This is a genomic window from Thermosynechococcus sp. B1 (assembly GCF_030322985.1).
Classification (GTDB): domain Bacteria; phylum Cyanobacteriota; class Cyanobacteriia; order Thermosynechococcales; family Thermosynechococcaceae; genus Thermosynechococcus.
The window spans coordinates 744,528-763,940 of sequence record NZ_CP096573.1; the positions used below are offsets into that span (position 1 = coordinate 744,528).

Consider the following 19,413-nt stretch of genomic DNA (forward strand, 5'->3'; position numbering starts at 1 on the left):
ATCTCAAAGCAGTCAGAGTGTGGGAGATACCCCTGCGTAAGAGTCCAGTGAAGGCAGCCATGCAACTACCTTATCAATCCATGATTATACGGAGCTTTGCGATCGCCTCAGAAAGGAAATTTTCCCAGATGTTTTAATTTCAAAAAGTAAAAATGAATTGGCTCCCCCTCTCCTGCTGGTGCGGCCCAGCGAACTGGCTACACTAAGAGAGAAGCAGAATCGGGAGTGGATACATGGATGACAGCGAGTTGTTTGCTGTTTTTGTTGCCGATGTTGTCAATGGGGCTGAGAGCCTTGCATCGAATCCCAACTATCGCATTGAATCCGTCTTAGGGACTTGGCAACTGGTGGACAACAAAGCGGGCGTCATTGCCACAGGCAAAAGTGAAAATGGTCAACCGCAGATCATGGTCAAGCGCTACTGCGATGCGTGGGAATCTTTGCGACAAGCATTGACCCATGGTTCATTTTTCCCTGATCTTGCTCAAAATAAGGCACAACTGGTGCCCTTTACCCGTGCCGCCATTCCCGAAGGCTATCAACTCTATGATTGTGCTGCCAGTGAGATGTGGCGCAGTTGGCGACGGGGCGCCGTTGATCATGTGCACATCTATACCGCGAATCAGTGGCGATCGGTGGGGGAGATTTCCTGTAGTGGCGGTGTGGTCTTTATCCCTGTTCCGGATCTGGAGAAAGAGATTCAGATTACCAGTTCTTCACTGATGTCTTGGTTAGGCGTTCCCAATGCTTAGAACCCTAAAAAGGCTTAAGAAACTACGGATTGGGGGGAGCGATCGCCCCAATGGATCAAACAGAACCTAAAGACTCTAGAGATAATAGACGTATAACCATAGCGACCTAGCAACACAATACTTGCCTGTTTGCGACCTCATCAGCCGATTTCCCCTTGAGGCAACTATGTCAGAACCGCACCGCGATACCAACATTGGCCAAATTCTGATGAATCGGTACCAGCTGACGGAGCTGATTGGCAAAGGCTCAATGGGGCGGGTGTATCGAGCAGAGGACATTCTCCTTGGTGGTGTTCCCGTTGCCGTTAAATTCCTGTCGCAAACCCTGCTCAACGATCGCATGAAAACCCGCTTTGCCCAAGAAGCGCGCGCGGGTGCTCTCCTCGGTCAGAAAAGTATGCACGTGGTGCGGGTGCTCGACTACGGCATGAACAACGAGGAAATTCCCTTCTACGTCATGGAATTTTTGGAAGGCGAAAACCTCAGTGATTTGCTCCTAGAAGAACCCCTGCCCTTAAGCCGATTTCTGCGAATTGCACGCCATATGTGCCTTGGTCTGCAGGTAGCCCATGAGGGAATTATCATCGAAGGCCAAAAATGCCCCATTATTCACCGTGACATCAAACCTAGCAACGTCCTTGTGATTCAGGATGGCACGATGGGGGAACTTGCGAAGCTATTGGATTTTGGGATTGCCAAATTTTTGGGGGATGTTTCTGAAAAAAGGCAAACCTCGTCGTTTATGGGCACTTTGGCCTACTGTTCCCCAGAGCAAATTGAAGGGCGAGAGTTGGATCACCGCTCGGATATCTACAGTCTTGGCATCACCATGTATGAGCTACTCACCGGCAAGATGCCCATTCAGGCGGACACCCACTCCATTGGCAGTTGGTTTAAGGCACACCACTTCCAAAAGCCAGTGCCCTTCAATGTGGCCAGTCCAGGGTTGTATCTTCCTCCTGTCCTTGAGGAACTGATCATGGCCTGCATGGCCAAGTCCCCCAGCGATCGCCCCCAAAACGTCGGTGAAATTATCAACGTCTTAACAGCCCTTGAGGAACAGTTTGGGAGTAGTCGAGTCACCCAGCCGGGGGTAGAGGTTGCTGCAAAAGTCTCTCAACCCTCAGAACGCCAGTCTCAACCGCCTGTTGCCCTTGCAACGGTTGAAGAAGTCTGCTGGCAAAGTGTTTGGCCTGCCGATAAACCCGTCGCGGAAATTGTCTTTCCGATGCCTTTGTATGCACAGCGGGAATCAGCCGCCTCGCTGTGGGTGATGCTGCCTCGCCCAGAAATTGATCGGCGCATGCTCAATATTCGCTACAACCAGTTTCTCTTTACCACCAGTCCCCACCCGATGATCCTCTGGATTACTGCTATCTACGATCCCAAACAAGGTCCCCGCTGGTTGCCCTGTTATTTGGATATGAAACTGCCACGCAACCAAGAACTCTGCGTTTTGCTCTCGGAGACCGGCTACTATCCGCTGCTCTTTTTCTCCCTTGAGGATCCGCAACACTGCATCAATGTCCGCATGTTTACGATCGCTACCTTCCAGCGGCAACTGCTACGGGATTGGCTGCAAACCAGTAAAAGCTTGCCCAGTTCTGCCCCAGCGATTGTGAGCCGTAATCTCCTCAAAGCAGAGTTTGAAAACTACAAGCCGCAAATCCTCGCCAAGCTGGAGAACGTGAAGATGGCCACAGTCATTGATTAGGGATATCGCGATCGCCCTCTAGGACAGCAATAGAGAAAAATATATTAAGAGATGTTGCGGAATTAGTAAAGAATTGTTACAGTGAGGGTACAGGGTTCGATCAGGAGTCAAAACCATGGAAGATACCAAAACCATCAAAGCTGAAGATCGCAACGCATGGGTCTTTGGATTCACCCCCCAAGCTGAAATTTGGAACGGTCGCCTCGCCATGATTGGCTTTGTGGCGGCGCTACTCACAGAACTGATCACCAAACAAGGCGTGCTTCACTTCTGGGGTCTCCTCTAGACCTTAACTCTCTCCCAATTTTCAGCGGTCAAAGTGTCATTTTGAGGTCAGTAATGGCCTCTTTTTTTTTTGGCCAATTCAGCGGTACTACAAGGCAAACACAGCGCCTTTCACAAAGAGAGCACACCTTCAAAACCGTGAAAGCGACTAGCAGAGAGGATTGTACTCCCTCTATGCATCCCAATATGTCAGGACTGTAGCGGGAAATTTCGCTGTCAAAGTACCTGTTAAATAATTCGCGATTAAGGATGAATAAATCTAGGAGTGATTCACACGAGGAATCCCCAGACTGTAGTTGCGCACGCGACTGTTGAGGTTGTAGCCAATTTCCCCCTGCATCAGCAAAGAGCGAATAAAATGCTCCAAGTCCGAGCCAATGCGCCGCAGATTATATTCCGTCAAGTCCTCGCCAGCGGCATTTGCCACCAACTCCTGAAATTTGGCTTCCACCTTCGCTAGGGCGGCGTCGTTCCACTCCAACTCGTTATCGGGATCCACATTCAGCGTCAGCGTTTCTGTATCAGGATGAACTTCACCATCAACCACATGGCCGGCATAGATGTGAACGTGACGTGTTGTGGACTTCAGTAGCATGGCTGACCCAATGACGAGTGGACAGTAGTTCGTAAACGCTTCTACTATACCAAGAATCCTTTCGCGGAAAGTTTCGAAAAACTCATGCCTTAACCCAAGAATCCGTAATAGAACTAGGCTGGATTCTAGGCTGATTTTGGCTAGCGATCGCTGAAAATAAAAGGGGCAATCGCCCCCTCTATCCATCGAAATTTTTAGCTACCTCACAAAATTTTCCAGCGGCCTATGTGGTAAAGTGGTTTATCCTAACGTGCTTGTCGTTGCTCCCAGCGTCGCCGGCCACCCGCCCAAGGGGGAGGCCCACCATGGGGACGAATGTTAATCACCTCTCCATTGGCGCGGGTAATACGAAAGGCGTCAAAATCATAATCATCATATTTCCCCACCACCGTGACCGTTTCGCCGGGCTGGAGATTGATTTGGTGAAACCAACGCGGCCCCGCATCCACAATCACTTGGCCAGTGCCATCATCGAGAATGAAATGATTGCCAACCGCACTGCGTACGGTGCCGCGAATGGTAATGCCATAGACATTGCCTAAATTACGAATCGGGGTTACCGACTGGGCAACGCTTTGAGCCATCGGCGGCATCAAAACGCCCGTAGTACCAACAAAAAGAGACATACCCAAGGCCCATAAATACTTCCTAACCATCTTCTGTGTCCTCAATGCTTCAATCCCTAGATTAAGGAAAAAAAATGACAGAACTATGTCAACGTCCGTCAACGTCCGCTTGGGAGTAAGGTAATGGTCACCGTTGTTCCCTCCCCCACGCGACTGTGAATTTGCAGCTGTCCTTGATGAGCATCAACAATTTGTTTGACGATTGCCAGCCCTAAACCAAAGCCCTGCGGTTGTTTCTGACCTTGATGAATGCGATAAAAGCGCTCGCAGACATGGGGCAGGGCAGCTTCTGGAATGCCGATCCCCGTATCCACAACAGCAATTTGAACCTCGCGCTCCGTTGACTGAGTTTCCAATTTCACCTTGCCACCCCTAGGGGTATAGGCACAGGCATTTCTCAAAAGGTTTGCAATTGCTTGCTTGAGCAGCAAAAAGTCACCCTTTACCATGACGGGCAATTCAGGGAATTGAACCACAAATGTGATCCCTTGGTTATCCATGGGCTGCTGCCACTCTTCAGCTAATTCCTTGATCAGCGCATGGGCATTAAACGATTGGCAATTGGCCAATTGACCTTCATGGCGAGCCAAAAACAGCAGATCGCTGACTAAATTGGCCATTTGTTTTGCAATCTGGCAAATGTTGTTTAAATTTTGCTGCACAGTTGCAAATGATTCACTGTCATCTTGCAGCTCTTCTTCTAGGATCATTAGAGCCAGCTGACTATTACTTAAAATTGCTGATAAAGGTGCCCTTAGCTCATGGGAAGCATTGGCTGTAAATCGCTGAAGCTGATGACAAACAACAGATAGTTTTTCATTATTTTCCCTAAGGGAATTTTCGCGAAATTCTAGCTCCGCAACCAGCTGATAAAACAAGCGAACAGAGAGTAAGCTAGCAATACCACCAATCACGGCGGCAGCAATTATAATTGACCATGCCAATTCTCGATACTCAATTTGGTGCTGCCGGCGATCGCCCAACAGCACCTCCTCATTTTTATAAAATTCGTAAATGCTTTGCCGTGCTCTTTCCATTAAAATTCGACTTTTATTCCAATCAATATTCTGCTCTTGGTTGGACTTACTGAATACATGAGTCGTAGATGCAAAATTTTCTGAATATACGTAACGATCAAAAATCTGAATGTTTTGATGAAGGGTTTCCTCGATGGAGTCTAAAGCTTTAAGTTGCTCAGGATTATCCTGTACCAGCCCTCTAATTTTTTCCAATGATGGAACAATGCGAGATTTTGCTGTGATGTAAGGTTGCAGAAAGCTGTGACTGCGTGTCAGGCTATAGCCACGCACACCTGTTTCCAAGTCCAGCAGTAAGTTAAGTAGTTTTTGCGTTTCTAGTCGTACTTTTTGCGTATGCAACACCCATTCATCATCTTCAATTAGGTTTAGCTTCAACCATATAAATGACGCGACAATAATGAACAGACAGATAATCGGCATGGCAATAATTAAGCCAGCACGATAGCGAATTGATCCAACTACTTTCCTAAGAAACATTTTGCTGGGGATTCAAGGAATAACCACTACCGTAGTGGGTTTTGAGCCAATGCTCTACCCCCAGTTGTTTCAATTGCTCCCGCAGCCGTTTCACTCGCACGGCAACCGCGTTACTCTCAGGGGATTTATCCCATTCCCAGAGTTGACTTTCAATTTGCTGGCAGCTGAGAACTTGGCGTGGATGGCGCATCAGGTAGCTGAGCAACTGAAAATCTCGACTTTTAAGCTGAATTTCCGCACCTTGATAGCTCAACTTCCGAGTCTCTAGGTGGAGAGTTAATCCCTCAAGGGTTAGTTCATCCCCCTGCCAGAGGGGCGATCGCCGCCGCAGGGCGCGGATGCGTGCCAATAATTCCAATAGATCCACGGGCTTAATGAGATAATCATCGGCACCCACATCCAAGCCAGTGACTTTATCCGCCGTCGTGTCCTTTGCGGTAAGAAAGACAATTGGCGCAGTTTTTTGCTGCTGGCGGTAATAGCGACACAGCTGTGTGCCTTCACCATCGGGTAAAAGCCAATCTAAAATGAGCAATTCATAATCCACCTCATGGACTAACCAGTAGGCTGTTTTCAAATCGGGTGCAGTATCAACGGTGTAGCCCTGCCGCTGCAGTGCTAGGTAAATGGGCTGCCGCTGATGGGGATCATCTTCGACAAAGAGAATGCGCATGCTCGAGTGACCGCTGCTATAAAGAACGATGATAAACCTGCTGAAATCCAATTTAGGTTAGACAGAAAGGAATAGGATTCGGTTCAGGCCAGAGGCAAGTTGAGCAAAAGGGGAAGGCATGCTTAACTGAGTTAAAGAGTTTTGAGCCTTTGCTCCTATGCCTTTGATAACGCTACTGTTTGAACCCTTTTTTGCCAATGCGGCAGCAGAATCAGTGAACTTGGCGGAAGCAGCACCTTTAATTTTGGCCGCTGTTTTACTGAGTCTGGTGGTGATTTACTTGGCGAGCAAAATGGGCGGTGAAATTTGTGCCCGCATTAACTTTCCACCGGTGTTGGGCGAGCTGGTGGGCGGTGTGGTGGTTGGTATTTCGGTTTTGCACCTGTTGGTCTTTTCCGAAGGGGGAACCACTGAGCCCTCTGTGCTGACGACGTTTATTCAGCAGACCACCGGTATGGATGACCCGCTGGCTACGGTGGTTGCCAATACTGCCAGTGAGGTCATTGCCGTCCTCTCAGAAATTGGCGTCATGATCCTGCTCTTTGAGATTGGCTTGGAGTCGGATCTAGAGGGTTTGCTGAGGGTGGGTCCGCAGGCAGCCATCGTTGCTGTGGGCGGGGTGGTGGCTCCCTTTACAGCAGGAACCCTTGGCCTCGTGACGCTGTTTCATGTGGACTTGGTGCCGGCCATCTTTGCCGGTGCGGCTCTGACGGCAACCAGTATTGGCATCACAGCCAAAGTCCTTGCCGAAATTCAACGTCTTACTTCCCCGGAAGGTCAAATCATCATTGGGGCAGCCGTTCTCGATGATATTCTCGGCATTATTGTGCTGGCAGTGGTGGCCAGTCTAGCCAAAACGGGCACGGTCGAGATTAGCAATGTGATCTACTTGATCATTAGCTCTGTGGTCTTTTTGGTGGGGTCTGTTGTCGTGGGGCGGCTGCTGAGTCCCTTCTTTTTGGGAATGGTCGATCGCCTGACAACGCGCGGTAACTTGCTGATTCCCTCTCTTATCTTTGCCTTTGTCCTTGGTTATGTGGCAGTGATCCTGCAATTGGAAGCGATTCTCGGTGCTTTTACCGCTGGCTTAGTCTTGGGAGAAACGGAAAAACGACGTGAGCTAGAGGAGCAGATTTTGCCCATTGCCGATATGCTAGTGCCAGTTTTCTTTGTCTGTGTTGGCGCGCGCACCGATATTAGCGTTCTCAATCCCCTAGAACCGGCCAATCGTGCGGGTCTGATCATTGCCTCCTTCCTTGTCGTTGTGGCCATTGTTGGTAAGGTAGTTACAGGGGCAACGGTCTTTGGTCAGCCGGGAATTAACCGTTGGGCCATTGGCATTGGTATGGTGCCTCGCGGTGAAGTGGGTTTGATTTTTGCGGCTGTGGGGTCGGCCAGCGGTGTGCTCTCGAAGGCTCTAGATGCCGGTATTATCGTCATGGTGATTGTGACCACCTTTGTTGCGCCACCCCTGTTGCGCTTGGTCTTTAAGCCAGAGGTAGAGGAGTCAGAGGCGTTACCCAGCTCAGAAGTTGCAGTGGAGTCTCCCCCAGAAGGATAGCAATGGAACCGATTACGGTCGTTGGTGGTGGTCTAGCGGGTACAGAAGCAACTTGGCAAATTGTTCGAGCGGGTGTGCCGGTGGTGCTGTATGAAATGCGCCCCCATGTGCCTAGTCCAGCTCACCATACGGCGGAGTTGGCAGAGTTGGTGTGCAGTAATTCCTTTGGTGCCAAGGCGAGCGATCGCGCCACGGGGTTATTGCACCATGAACTGCGTGCCCTCGGGTCGTTGATTATTGCCACTGCCGATCGCCATCAAGTGCCCGCCGGCGGTGCTCTAGCGGTGGATCGTGCCCAGTTTAGTCGTGAGTTGACTGAAACCCTCGAACGCCATCCCCTTGTGACATTGCGGCGCGAAGAACTCCCCCATTTGCCAGAGACCGGGATTGTCGTGCTAGCCACCGGGCCGCTTACCAGTGAGATGCTGAGTGCGGATCTCCAACGCTTTACCGGACTGGACTACCTCAGCTTTTTCGATGCTGCCAGCCCAATTGTGGTCGGGGAGTCCATTAACCGTGAGGTGGCCTTTTTGGCCTCCCGCTACGACCGCGGGGAAGCGGCCTATCTCAACTGTCCCTTCACTGCTGAAGAATATCAGCGCTTTTGGCAGGCTCTCTGTGAAGCTGAACAGGCACCCTTGAAGGACTTTGAGCGTGAGAATGCTCAATTTTTTGAGGCTTGCTTACCTGTAGAGGAGTTGGCGCGGCGGGGGGTGGATACCCTGCGCTTTGGACCTTTGAAACCCGTGGGCTTGCGAGATCCGCGTACGGGAGAGCGTCCCTATGCGGTGGCACAACTGCGCCAAGAGGATCGCCACGGCCAACTGTGGAACTTGGTGGGCTTTCAAACGAATCTACGCTGGGGGGAGCAACAGCGGGTGTTTCGGATGATCCCCGGTTTAGAGCAGGCGGAGTTTGTGCGCATGGGGGTGATGCACCGCAATACCTTCTTAAATGCGCCGAAGTTGTTGAGTGCCAGTCTCCAGTTTCGCGATCGCCCCACCCTCTTGGCGGCGGGTCAAATTACGGGTACCGAAGGGTATACAGCAGCGGCGGCGGGGGGGTGGTTAGCCGGCACGAATGCGGCTCGCTTGGCACAAGGACTCGCCCCCTTGGTATTACCCCCAACCACGATGGCCGGTGCCCTCTTCCACTACATCAGTACGGCGGAGAGCAAAACCTTCCAGCCCATGCCCCCCAACTTTGGTATTCTGCCACCCCTAGAGCAAAATGTTCGGCAAAAGGCCTTGCGCTATGCCGCCTATCGCGATCGCGCCCTCAAAGATTTAAGCACTTGGGCAACAGCGATGTCGCTGCCCCTACAGCCTCTAAGGTTAGATGGGTGCGATCCTGCTGTCGTTGAAGCTGGAGCCTAAGGTAGTCTGGGGGTAGCGTTGGCAGGCGATCGGGCCACTCTATGGCAACAATTCCCAGATCAATTTCTTCCCCAAGCCAATAGCGTTCCGGTGCCAACTCCGCCACTTCAGCGGGGGTAAGGCGATAGAGATCAAAGTGATAGAGGGGCACACGCCCTTCGGGGTATTCCTGAATCAGCGTGAAAGTGGGGCTTTGGATGACATCCGCAATGCCCAATCCCTCCCCCAAGGCTTGCACAAACGTGGTTTTCCCTGCCCCTAGATCCCCCGCTAACAAGAGCACTGTCCCCGGCGGCAGCCATGTCCCCCACTGGCGCCCCAAGGCTTGCAGATCCGCCAAGCTGAGGTTGAGGTTCGTCATCTAGGCGCGCACTGCTTCTAGGAGTCGCGAAAAGTAAAAGCGGGTTTTGATCATGGCATTGCGTTCAATCCGCCAACCCAAGTCTCGCAAAATCCCCACAATAAATTCCTCACTGTGGAGATAGGCACGGGTGGCCTTGCTGGAGCCGGGGAAGAATTCACCAATTTTTTTCAGCAGCGTATATTTTGGTGTTTTGGGGGCAAAGCTGAGGATCAGTCGCTCCATCGCCAAGGAACTCAAGTGGGCTAGCATCCCTGCCATTTGGCTGTCGGGATAGTGGATGAGGACATCGAGGCAGATGACGGTATGGTATTGTCCCCGCAGGGCTTCAAGATCACTGACACTGAGGATGAGTTCATGGTGGCCATTCAATTGAGCAGCGGCGCGATCGCGGGCTTCGGCCACCATCTTCTCGGAAATATCACTGGCATAGACCCGTGCCCCCAATTCCGCTAGGGGAATGCTCAGACTACCAACACCACAGCCCGCATCACAAATGAGTTTACCCTTGAGGGAGCCATCAGCCTTGAGCCATGCCAGCACCGTATCAATGGTCTGTTGGTGTCCCATGCGGATATCCGCTTGCACCTTGCTGACCTGATCCGTGCCATAGATGCGCCGCCAGCGATCGAAGCCGGTCGTGTTGAAATAATTTTGAACAATTGCTTTCTCGTCAGCCGTAAATTGTGTCATAGCCCTTAGAATCAATCGTCATTGCCCCATTTATTGTGGCATAGCCGCCTACCGCTGAGAGGTGGTTGGCAGGGCTAATCGGGTACTCACCAGTCCCAAAATCACGCCGCTGAGAACCAAGAACACCCCCAAAGCGGGTGACCAGACAACAGAGGCATGGCTAGAAAGAGCGCGAAAGCTGGCCTGTTGGGCTAACCACTGCTGCAGCTGTTGACTGCTACCCCAGCCAACCATCCACGCCAGTAAACCGCCGCCGCCCCCTAGACTAGCAGCTTGAATAAATAGGGGGGTATAAATCCAAGTTTGGGTGGCGCCCACTAGAGTCATGATCTCAATTTCAGGTTGGCGCACAAGGATAATCAACCGTAAAATGGCGCTCACTAAGGCAACTACCGTTAAACTCAGGAGCAGCACCAAAATGAACGTGATTCCCCGCACTACTCGCTGCACACTTTGCAGACCTACTAGGGCGCGCTCAAGATACTGCACCGACTCAATGCCTTCCTTTTGGGCAATTTGGCTGGCTAGGGGAGCTACCTGATCGAGGCTTTGGGCGCGGATCTTGATTTCATCGCTGAGGGGATTGGTGTCAAAGAGGTCTAAGCCACCCTGTTCACTTTTGAGGCCTAAATCAGCTTGCAATTCTGCCCAAGCGCGATCGCGATCCATCCAAGTGAAGTCGGCTACCCCCGGTAATGCCGCCAACTGCTCCTTAAGGCTGGCCACTTTGGCTGCGGGAAGTTTAGGCGACACATAGGCCGTAATTTCTAGGCGATTGCCCAAGGACTCAACACTAGCGCCAAGGAGGTGCGACACTTGCCAACCCCAACCAAAAATAAAGAGCGTCACGGCCACAGCAATGACGGCTGCGCTATTGAGCCAACCACCGCGCCAGAGACTGCGGCGCACTTCTGGAAGCAAAAAGTCAAGGGTGGGTAAGGGGCTCAAGTTTGCCATGGTGCAAATGGAGAATCCGATGGGGGACTAAGCGAGTCAAGGCTAAGTCATGGGTGGTAAAGAGAACCGTTAGCCCATGTTGATGGAGGCGATGGAGCAGGGCAAGAATTTGTTGGCTGGTTTGCGGATCCAGATTGCCCGTGGGTTCATCCGCCAGCAATAGCTCAGGCCCACCAACGATCGCCCGAGCAATGCTCACCCGCTGCTGCTCTCCCCCCGATAGAGATTGGGGATTGGCATTGGCTTTGTGGCTCAGGCCCACCAGTTTGAGCGCCGTTTGTACCCGCTGCTGAATTTCTGCTTTGGGAATACCGCGCACCAGCAGCGCAAAGGCCACATTCTCTGCCACGGAGCGATCGCCCAAGAGCTTAAAGTCCTGAAAAATCACCCCTAGGCGCCGCCGCAACTGTGCCATCCGCCGATCCTGCTGGGGATTGACTTCCTCACCAAACAGGCGAACTATGCCCTGATCTGGGCGAACTTGGCCACAGAGAAGTTTTAAGAGGGTGGATTTACCCGACCCCGAAGCACCCGTGAGAAAATAAAACTCTCCCCGTCGCAGTTGTAAATTGACGCGATGTAAGCAGGGCAAAGTGCCACCAAAGGACTTCGTGACTTGCCACAGTTCTGCAACGATTACCCCCTGAGAGGTGGGTTCGCAGGGGGGTACCACTGGGGTCACTGCTGTCATCGGGACGAGAAACGCTGTCGCCCATACAAACGACTTAGGAGCGCCTTCCATGCAAATTGGGGCAAAGCCAACATCCGCCGCCAGCGCCACGGTTCCTGATACAGGCGATAGAGCCATTCTAGATGGAGTTTTTGCATTAGCTTGGGTGCCCGTTTTTTCACCCCCGCCCACACATCAAAACTACCGCCCACGCCAACCCAAATCGCCTCTGGGCAAATGTGACGATGGCGATCGATCCAGTATTCCTGCCGAGGCACCCCCAAAGCCACAAAAATAATGTGGGGTTGTGTCTCCTTCAGCGTTTCAATGAGAGCAACCTCTGTATCGGCATCGTGGTAGCCTGACTGCACACCAACAATGTTCAGGTTGGGCAACTCTCGATGCCAGCGCTCAGCCACTTTTTCTGCCACCCCCGGCGCTGCCCCATAGAAAAAGACTCGCTTGGGCTGGGGAGCTTCATTGGCGAGTCGCAGGAGGGCTTCGGCAAATTCAATCCCCGGCAGACGGCGCACCGAGAGGCCATGCAACTTGAGGTAGAGAATGACCCCCGATCCATCGGGAATCACCAAATCAGCACGGTGTAAAACATCGGCAAACTCTGGTGTGCGCTCCGCTAGGATCACCATCTCTGAATTGAGCGTGATTACGTGCTGACCATGGCCATCCCGCTGCTGCATCAAGAGCCACTCTGGGGCATTATCCACCAAGTGCAGTGGAAAGCCAAGAACAGAGACCTTTACGGGAATGGCGGGAATTAGAACTGAGCGACCCATAGGGCAAAATTCAGCGCAAGAAACACCGAGTATCTTACAGCCCTTTTCACAGTAATTGCACCCTCCCGGCAAAAACAGCTTTTAACAGGGATGTTGAAGCAAGGGCCATAATAGCTACCGCCCTATCTTGGGATCTATGCGTTGTTGAAATCCACAAAACGCCTTTGCTAGATTAGAGTCGTTATTAAGATTCGTAAACTTGGCTCTTATCGTCCCATTGAGCTACCTCACGAATCTGCCTTTATCACTTCCTTTTGGAGTTGAGTTTTATGACGATCGCAATTGGACGAGCGCCAGCAGAACGGGGATGGTTTGACATCCTCGACGACTGGCTCAAACGTGACAGATTTGTCTTTGTCGGCTGGTCAGGCATCCTGCTGTTTCCCTGCGCCTACCTTGCCCTCGGTGGCTGGCTGACCGGTACCACCTTTGTGACCTCTTGGTACACCCACGGCCTCGCCTCCAGCTACCTCGAAGGCTGCAACTTCCTCACCGTTGCCGTTTCCACCCCCGCCAACAGCATGGGGCACTCCCTTCTTCTCCTTTGGGGTCCCGAAGCCCAAGGGGACTTCACCCGCTGGTGCCAACTCGGTGGTCTGTGGACCTTTATCGCCCTCCACGGCGCCTTTGGCCTCATTGGCTTCATGCTGCGGCAATTTGAAATTGCTCGCTTGGTGGGCATCCGTCCCTACAACGCCATTGCCTTCAGTGCCCCCATTGCCGTCTTTGTCAGCGTCTTTTTGATCTACCCCTTGGGGCAATCCAGTTGGTTCTTTGCCCCCAGCTTTGGGGTGGCTGCCATCTTCCGCTTCCTGCTGTTCTTCCAAGGGTTCCACAACTGGACTTTGAACCCCTTCCACATGATGGGGGTGGCCGGTGTGCTCGGCGGTGCCCTGTTGTGTGCCATCCACGGTGCCACAGTGGAGAACACCCTCTTCCAAGATGGCGAAGGCGCCAGCACTTTCCGTGCCTTTAGCCCCACCCAATCGGAAGAGACCTACTCGATGGTGACGGCGAACCGGTTCTGGAGCCAAATTTTTGGGATTGCCTTCTCGAACAAGCGCTGGTTGCACTTTTTCATGTTGTTTGTGCCCGTAACGGGGCTGTGGATGAGTGCGATTGGCGTGGTGGGTCTGGCGTTGAACCTGCGGTCTTACGACTTTATTTCCCAGGAGATTCGGGCCGCGGAAGACCCTGAGTTTGAGACGTTCTACACGAAGAACCTGCTCTTGAACGAGGGCATTCGCGCTTGGATGGCGCCCCAAGACCAACCCCATGAAAACTTTGTCTTCCCAGAAGAGGTACTCCCCCGTGGTAACGCTCTGTAGAGCCTAATCGTATCCTCGTCTGAGTGTCCCTCTCCAATTGGGGAGGGATTTTTTATCTCAAGCAAATAGGGGAAGTTCGTTGAAAGACTTGCCCTGCTGATCCTTGGCAGAAAGGAGGGGTTCGCTGTCGATCGGCCATTGAATGCCGACGGTTGGATCATTCCACAGCAGTGTATATTCATCCCCCGGATTGTAGTAGTCCGTTGTTTTGTAGAGCACTTGGGCAGTGGCTGATTGCACCCAGAAGCCGTGGGCAAAGCCAGCGGGAATCCACAGTTGCTGGAAGGTGTCTGCACTGAGCCAAGCCCCTACCCATTGGCCACAGGTGGGCGAGGAACGCCGCAAATCGACTGCGACATCAAAAATTTTTCCTTCGATGACGCGAATGAGTTTGCCTTGGGGCTGTTGGTGCTGGTAGTGTAATCCCCGTAGCACGCCCTGTTGTGAGGCAGAGTGATTGTCTTGGACAAAGGTCACCTCTAAGCCTGTAGCGGCCATAAAAGCCCGTTGATTAAAGCTTTCTAGGAAAAAGCCCCGCTGATCGCGAAAGACACGGGGTTCCAAAAGCAGAACATCAGCGATCGCCAACGGTTGTACCTTAAGCATGAATGCCTCCAGTGACTTCTGCCCACACCTGCAAGAGATATTGACCGTAGCTACTTTTGCGCAGGGGTTGGGCGAGTTCATAAAGTTCCTCTGGGGTAATGTAGCCCTGATGCAGAGCAATTTCCTCTAAGCAGGCAATTTTCACCCCCTGCCGTTCCTCCAGCGTGCGAATGAAGCTGCTGGCCTGTTGCAGCAGATCATGGGTACCCGTATCCAGCCACGCATAGCCGCGTCCCAGCAATTCCACCCGCAGTTGTCCCTTTTCAAGGTAAAGGCGGTTGAGATCGGTGATTTCCAGTTCCCCCCGTGCCGATGGTTGCAGTTGGGCTGCCAGATCGCACACTTGATGGTCATAGAAATAGATGCCGGGCACCGCATAGTTGGACTTGGGTACTGCTGGCTTTTCCTCAATGCCGAGGACGCGACCGCTGGCATCAAACTCAATCACACCGTACTGCTGCGGATTGGCCACCCGATAGCCAAAAATCATTGCCCCTTCCGTCAATTGCGCCCCCTGTTGCAATTTTTGGGGTAAATCATGGCCGTAGAGCAGATTATCCCCAAGGGTGAGGCAGACGGGTTCTCCTTGTAAAAACTCCCGCCCTAGGATAAAAGCTTCCGCGAGACCATTGGGCTGAGGCTGCACACAATAGCTGAGGGACAAGCCCCACTGATGACCATCCCCTAGAAGCTTTTCAAAAAGATAGAGGTGCTCTGGGGTAGAAATAATGAGGATCTCCCGAATCCCCGCCAACATCAGAATTGAGAGGGGATAGTAAATCATTGGCTTGTCGTAGATGGGCATCAGTTGTTTACTGATCACCTGCGTCAGGGGATAGAGGCGGGTTCCAGAGCCACCAGCCAAAATAATTCCTTTCATGGGCAAGGGGTTAAAAGACTGCCATAGTGGGTTGCCAGCCAAGCACTGTAGTCGGCGGTGCGCGCTGCTTCCACCCAATCTTGATGGGCAAGATACCACTGCACCGTCTTTTCGAGGCCACTGCTGAAGGTTTCTTGGGGCTGCCACCCCAATTCTCGCTGAATTTTACGGGCGTCAATGGCGTAGCGGCGATCGTGGCCGGGGCGATCGCTCACAAAGGTAATCAAGCTGCGGTAATTCAAATCAGACCGGGGCACAAGGGTTTGCAGCAGATCACAGAGGGTTTGCACCACCTCAAGGTTCGGCTTTTCGCAGTTGCCACCAATGTTGTAGGTTTCCCCCACCTGACCCTTTTGCCAAACGGTATAGACCGCGCGGCAGTGATCTTCAACGTAGAGCCAATCCCGTACATTTTGACCATCGCCATAAATGGGTAGCGGTTGCCCCGCTAGGGCTTGGCAGATCGTCAGGGGAATCAGTTTTTCGGGGAACTGGTAGGGGCCGTAGTTGTTGGAGCAATTCGTTGTCAGGGTGGGCAGACCGTAGGTGTGGTGGTAGGCACGCACAAGGTGATCTGAGGCGGCCTTTGAGGCGGCATAGGGGCTGTTGGGGGCGTAGGGGGTGTCTTCGCGAAAGGGCGGATCCTCAGGGCCAAGGCTGCCATAGACTTCATCGGTGGAAATATGAATGAAGCGGAACTGCTCCTGTGCTCCAGTGGGTAACTGTTGCCAGTAGGTTTTGACCTCTTCGAGGAGATTGGCGGTGCCCACAACATTGGTTTGGATAAAGTCTTGGGGACTATTGATGGAGCGATCCACATGGCTTTCGGCAGCAAAGTGAATCACGGCATCGGGCTGAAAGGTTTGCAATAGCTCTTGGACAAGGGGGCGATCGCCCACATCCCCCTTGACAAACTGATAATTGGGCAGTTGCTCCAGCATGGCCAAGGTTCCAGGGTGGCAGGCATAGGTCACTTTATCGAGGTTGAGCACTGCACCCCAGCCTTCCGTAAGGGCTAAGCGCACAAAGTTGGCGCCAATAAAACCACCCCCACCCGTTACCAAAAACTTGATCATGGACACTGACACCAGCAGATTCTGGCTTGCATCATACCAAGACTAGACACCTGTTCAGAAAAAGACGTTTACTAGGAATGAACATTTGCTCAGGCGGACAATCATGGATGAATTTATGGCGGCAGCGATCGCCGAGGCAGAGCAAGGACTCAAAGAGGGCGGCATTCCCATTGGCTCGGTCTTGGTGCGCAATGGCCAAATCATTGGTCGCGGCCACAACCAACGGGTGCAGCGGGGCAGTCCGATTCTGCATGCGGAGATTGACTGTCTGGCCAATGCGGGTCGCATCGGTCGCTACGATGATACAGTACTGTACTCAACCCTCATGCCCTGCTATCTCTGCGCCGGTGCGGTGGTGCAGTTTGGCATCAAAAAAGTGATTGCGGGTGAATCCCAGACCTTTCCGGGGGGCGCGGGAGTTCATGGCAGCCCACGGCGTTGAGGTGATTGACCTGAACTTGGAGCGATGTCAGCAGTTAATGCGGGACTTTATTACGCAACATCCCCAGCTCTGGTTCGAGGACATTGGCGAACTCACCTCTGAAGGAGAGTAGCAAAATTCAGGAGACAGGAATACGCGGCAAGCGGTTCTTGAAACCGCAGAGAATTTCCCAAGTAATTGTGCCTAGGGTATCCGCCCAAGTTTCTACGGTTAGGCAATCCTCGCCATCTTCGCCTAGGAGCGTGACGACATCCCCCTCTTGCAAGCCATCAATGTCACTGACATCAATCATCAGTTGATCCATCGTAATGGCTCCCACTTGGCGCACCCGTTTTCCTTGAACCAAGACTTCAAGCTTGTTGGAAAGAAGGCGGGGCACCCCATCGGCGTAGCCAATGCCAACAACGGCAATTTTCATCGGCTTGGGGGCAATGAATTGGTGGCCATAGCTAATGCCCGTATGGGCGGGAATCTCTTTCAATAGGGTAATGCGCGATCGCACTTGCATGACTGGTCGCAGCGGCACCACCTCCCGTAAATGGGGGGCAGGATACACACCGTAGAGACTCAAACCAATCCGCACCATGTCATAGTGGCTACTGCGATTGGCCAAGGTGGCGGCTGAATTGGCCATGTGACGCCGCACCGATCCCAACCCAAGGGGAGCAAGTTCTTGACACACCTGCTCAAAATAGGCCTGCTGCTGGTGCATCAAACTGGGGTCAGGGTCATCGGCACTGGCAAAGTGGGAATAAATCCCTTGGATGCGGAGGTTGGGTAACCGCTGCACAAACTGCACAAAACCCACGGCATCCTGCCACGGACAGCCCAAGCGAGACATGCCCGTATCAATCATCAAATGGACATCAAGGGGTTCCCGCAGATGATCGGCGTAGTCGGAGAAAATCAAGGCTTGCTTGGGTGTAGAGAGGGTGGGCTGAAGCTGCCACTCGGCCATCATCTGCACCTGCACGGGCAAATTGACGGATCCCAAGACCAAAATTGGCGCTGTAATCCCCGCCTGCCGTAGGGCAATCCCTTCGGGAATTGTTGCCACCCCTAGCCAAGTTGCACCGTGGGCTAAAACCGTCTGTGCCACCGTGAGGGCACCATGACCATAGGCATCTGCTTTCACCACGGCTAAAAGTTCCGTTGTTGGTGCCAGCCATTGGCGAAGATGTTGGGTATTGGCTGCCAAGGCCGCTAAATCAATTTCAATCCACGCGCGCTCACACTCATGGGAACTGGTGAGCTGTTCCTGACTGAGCATTGTTTTTCCTATCCTCACACCATAATTCCCCAGTAGGGGGTGACGAAACTTACAGCCACAGGTGCTCTGTGATTCAATGTATAGCACCCGATGTTCGGTCTTGGCGTCAATTATTCGGTTCTTGGCAAAACCTGCTAGAGTGGCACTACAGCCCTTTTCTCAGACCTAGCGTCCATAGAGGGGATGTATTGTGGCTCTCACGGTTTGGAGCGTGTTTCATCCCGGTGAAAAGGGCGGTAGATTGGCTGTGGTTGCTCTCTTGCTGAACGGGGCAATGTCATTTTTGTTGGTGTGAGGTCGAGGTTCGAGTGGACAACTGGCACAAGACATCCCTAGGGCTAAATCCTCTGGGAGCGATTGGCGTGTTTGACAGTGGGGTGGGGGGCCTAACGGTTTTACAGGCACTCCAACGCCTTTTACCCCAAGAATCGTTTCTCTACTTTGGGGATACAGCACGGTTGCCCTATGGAACTCGCCGCCGCAGTGAAATCCTGCAATATGTGCGGGAGATTTTGACGTGGATGCATTCCCAAGGCGTCAAGATGGCGGTAATGGCCTGCAATACTAGTTCAGCCCTTGCCTTGGCACAGGTTCGCAGTGAGTTTCCCTTTCCGATCCTTGGCTTGATTGTCCCCGCTGCCAAGATGGCGGTCACGCTGGGAAAGCGCATTGGTGTCATTGCTACCCCCGCAACGGTTAAAAGCGGTGCCTATGCACGGGCACTTCAGGAACTCTCACCCACAGTGGCGATCGCTCAAGTGGCTTGCCCTGAGTTTGTCCCCCTTGTGGAAAGCAATTGCCTAGAGGGCGATCGCGTCCACCGCATTGTTTGTCAGACCCTAAACCCCCTAGTTCAATTTGACCCCGATACCCTCATTTATGGTTGCACCCATTACCCCCACCTGCGCCCTGTGATTGAGCAGTATTTGCCCGCAACGGTTCATCACCTTGATCCTGCCCATGCCGTTGCCCGTGCAACAGTGCGCAAACTAGAAGCCATGAATTTAGCGACTCCTTGCCCCCAAGGCCAAGTGCACTTTTATGTCAGTGGGATACCCGAACAATTTGCCCAGTTAGCCAGTCAATGGCTGGGATACTACCCAACGGTGGAGCATCTATCCTTGAGTGTCTTGACCCAATTCTATCCGCCATTAGAGATAACCGCCCCGCCACCAGAGGTCTCCGTGGTTGTTGCCAGCTAGGTGCCCTTGGGAATTTTGGCACAATAGAACTATGC

General features: G+C 52.6%; 20 protein-coding genes and 1 pseudogene. 8 read left to right on the plus strand and 13 right to left on the minus strand.

Annotated features, from left to right (window positions below; translation table 11 throughout):
- Nucleotides 1-233 precede the first annotated feature (233 nt).
- The 3 genes from M0644_RS03820 (at nucleotide 234) to M0644_RS03830 (ending at nucleotide 2,752) form a co-directional block, all read left to right on the plus strand.
- A complete protein-coding gene (locus tag M0644_RS03820) occupies nucleotides 234-752 on the plus strand; it encodes a hypothetical protein (protein WP_149818322.1) in 519 nt (172 codons plus the stop codon).
- 166 nt (nucleotides 753-918) lie between these two features.
- Nucleotides 919-2,466 carry a serine/threonine-protein kinase gene (locus M0644_RS03825; protein ID WP_286626657.1) on the plus strand — a complete coding sequence of 516 codons (1,548 nt, stop codon included), beginning with the start codon at nucleotides 919-921 and terminating at the stop codon, nucleotides 2,464-2,466.
- A 115-nt stretch (nucleotides 2,467-2,581) separates the two neighbouring features.
- On the plus strand, nucleotides 2,582-2,752 hold the full coding sequence (locus M0644_RS03830; protein WP_011056299.1) for a chlorophyll a/b-binding protein: 171 nt from the start codon (nucleotides 2,582-2,584) through the stop codon (nucleotides 2,750-2,752).
- Between the two features lie 258 nt (nucleotides 2,753-3,010).
- Here the strand turns inward: M0644_RS03830 and ndhM are convergent, their stop codons facing one another.
- The 4 genes from ndhM to M0644_RS03850 form a co-directional block, all read right to left on the minus strand.
- Nucleotides 3,011-3,346, minus strand: a complete 336-nt coding sequence (ndhM, locus tag M0644_RS03835) for a photosynthetic/respiratory NAD(P)H-quinone oxidoreductase subunit M (protein WP_206199685.1) — start codon at nucleotides 3,344-3,346, stop codon at nucleotides 3,011-3,013.
- A 245-nt stretch (nucleotides 3,347-3,591) separates the two neighbouring features.
- Nucleotides 3,592-3,930 carry a DNA-binding protein gene (locus tag M0644_RS03840; protein ID WP_315863022.1) on the minus strand — a complete coding sequence of 113 codons (339 nt, stop codon included), beginning with the start codon at nucleotides 3,928-3,930 and terminating at the stop codon, nucleotides 3,592-3,594.
- 140 nt (nucleotides 3,931-4,070) lie between these two features.
- Nucleotides 4,071-5,432, minus strand: coding sequence for a CHASE3 domain-containing protein (locus M0644_RS03845; protein ID WP_286626662.1), 1,362 nt, complete (start codon nucleotides 5,430-5,432; stop codon nucleotides 4,071-4,073).
- A gap of 46 nt (nucleotides 5,433-5,478) precedes the next feature.
- A complete protein-coding gene (locus M0644_RS03850) occupies nucleotides 5,479-6,162 on the minus strand; it encodes a response regulator transcription factor (RefSeq protein WP_286626664.1) in 684 nt (227 codons plus the stop codon).
- Between the two features lie 157 nt (nucleotides 6,163-6,319).
- Between M0644_RS03850 and M0644_RS03855 the strand changes: the two genes are divergently transcribed.
- Nucleotides 6,320-7,723, plus strand: coding sequence for a cation:proton antiporter (locus M0644_RS03855; RefSeq protein WP_286626666.1), 1,404 nt, complete (start codon nucleotides 6,320-6,322; stop codon nucleotides 7,721-7,723).
- A 2-nt stretch (nucleotides 7,724-7,725) separates the two neighbouring features.
- A complete protein-coding gene (trmFO, locus tag M0644_RS03860) occupies nucleotides 7,726-9,099 on the plus strand; it encodes an FADH(2)-oxidizing methylenetetrahydrofolate--tRNA-(uracil(54)-C(5))-methyltransferase TrmFO (protein ID WP_286626667.1) in 1,374 nt (457 codons plus the stop codon).
- Here the strand turns inward: trmFO and tsaE are convergent.
- From tsaE to M0644_RS03885, 5 genes are read right to left on the minus strand one after another with little or no spacing between them, the layout of a single operon-like run.
- Nucleotides 9,002-9,460 (minus strand): tRNA (adenosine(37)-N6)-threonylcarbamoyltransferase complex ATPase subunit type 1 TsaE, encoded by a 459-nt coding sequence (gene tsaE, locus M0644_RS03865; protein WP_149818336.1) that lies wholly within the window; start codon nucleotides 9,458-9,460, stop codon nucleotides 9,002-9,004. The two genes, trmFO and tsaE, sit on opposite strands and share 98 nt — an antisense overlap.
- Nucleotides 9,461-10,153 carry a magnesium protoporphyrin IX methyltransferase gene (gene bchM / locus M0644_RS03870; RefSeq protein ID WP_149818338.1) on the minus strand — a complete coding sequence of 231 codons (693 nt, stop codon included), beginning with the start codon at nucleotides 10,151-10,153 and terminating at the stop codon, nucleotides 9,461-9,463.
- Between the two features lie 48 nt (nucleotides 10,154-10,201).
- Nucleotides 10,202-11,110 carry an ABC transporter permease gene (locus tag M0644_RS03875; protein WP_286626669.1) on the minus strand — a complete coding sequence of 303 codons (909 nt, stop codon included), beginning with the start codon at nucleotides 11,108-11,110 and terminating at the stop codon, nucleotides 10,202-10,204.
- The gene (gene ftsE, locus M0644_RS03880; protein ID WP_286626671.1) at nucleotides 11,079-11,801 is read right to left on the minus strand and encodes a cell division ATP-binding protein FtsE; all 723 of its coding nucleotides are present in this window, start codon (nucleotides 11,799-11,801) and stop codon (nucleotides 11,079-11,081) included. Before ftsE ends, M0644_RS03875 begins: the two co-directional genes overlap by 32 nt.
- Nucleotides 11,798-12,574: a WecB/TagA/CpsF family glycosyltransferase gene (locus M0644_RS03885; protein WP_190278205.1), complete on the minus strand. Its 777-nt coding sequence runs from the start codon at nucleotides 12,572-12,574 to the stop codon at nucleotides 11,798-11,800. Before M0644_RS03885 ends, ftsE begins: the two co-directional genes overlap by 4 nt.
- Before the next feature lie 269 nt (nucleotides 12,575-12,843).
- Here M0644_RS03885 and psbD point away from each other — a divergent pair, with 269 nt between their 5' ends.
- A complete protein-coding gene (gene psbD, locus M0644_RS03890; RefSeq protein WP_149818344.1) occupies nucleotides 12,844-13,902 on the plus strand; it encodes a photosystem II D2 protein (photosystem q(a) protein) in 1,059 nt (352 codons plus the stop codon).
- Between the two features lie 57 nt (nucleotides 13,903-13,959).
- Here psbD and rfbC read toward each other — a convergent pair whose 3' ends face one another.
- The 3 genes from rfbC to rfbB are packed head-to-tail and all read right to left on the minus strand — an operon-like array spanning nucleotide 13,960 to nucleotide 16,464.
- Nucleotides 13,960-14,508: a dTDP-4-dehydrorhamnose 3,5-epimerase gene (gene rfbC, locus M0644_RS03895; RefSeq protein WP_286626672.1), complete on the minus strand. Its 549-nt coding sequence runs from the start codon at nucleotides 14,506-14,508 to the stop codon at nucleotides 13,960-13,962.
- Entirely contained in the window at nucleotides 14,501-15,388 is an 888-nt protein-coding gene (gene rfbA, locus M0644_RS03900; protein WP_286626674.1) for a glucose-1-phosphate thymidylyltransferase RfbA, read from the minus strand. The genes rfbC and rfbA overlap by 8 nt, the downstream gene beginning before the upstream one ends.
- Nucleotides 15,385-16,464 (minus strand): dTDP-glucose 4,6-dehydratase, encoded by a 1,080-nt coding sequence (gene rfbB / locus M0644_RS03905; protein ID WP_286626676.1) that lies wholly within the window; start codon nucleotides 16,462-16,464, stop codon nucleotides 15,385-15,387. Before rfbB ends, rfbA begins: the two co-directional genes overlap by 4 nt.
- A 103-nt stretch (nucleotides 16,465-16,567) precedes the next feature.
- Between rfbB and M0644_RS03910 the strand changes: the two are divergent.
- Nucleotides 16,568-17,018, plus strand: a pseudogene (locus M0644_RS03910) (nucleoside deaminase).
- Between the two features lie 6 nt (nucleotides 17,019-17,024).
- On the opposite strand, the gene alr reads toward M0644_RS03910, so the two are convergent.
- Nucleotides 17,025-18,176 carry an alanine racemase gene (gene alr / locus M0644_RS03920; RefSeq protein ID WP_286626680.1) on the minus strand — a complete coding sequence of 384 codons (1,152 nt, stop codon included), beginning with the start codon at nucleotides 18,174-18,176 and terminating at the stop codon, nucleotides 17,025-17,027.
- 308 nt (nucleotides 18,177-18,484) lie between these two features.
- On the opposite strand from alr, the gene murI reads away from it, so the two are divergent.
- Nucleotides 18,485-19,378, plus strand: coding sequence for a glutamate racemase (murI, locus tag M0644_RS03925; RefSeq protein ID WP_149818353.1), 894 nt, complete (start codon nucleotides 18,485-18,487; stop codon nucleotides 19,376-19,378).
- Nucleotides 19,379-19,413 lie beyond the last annotated feature (35 nt).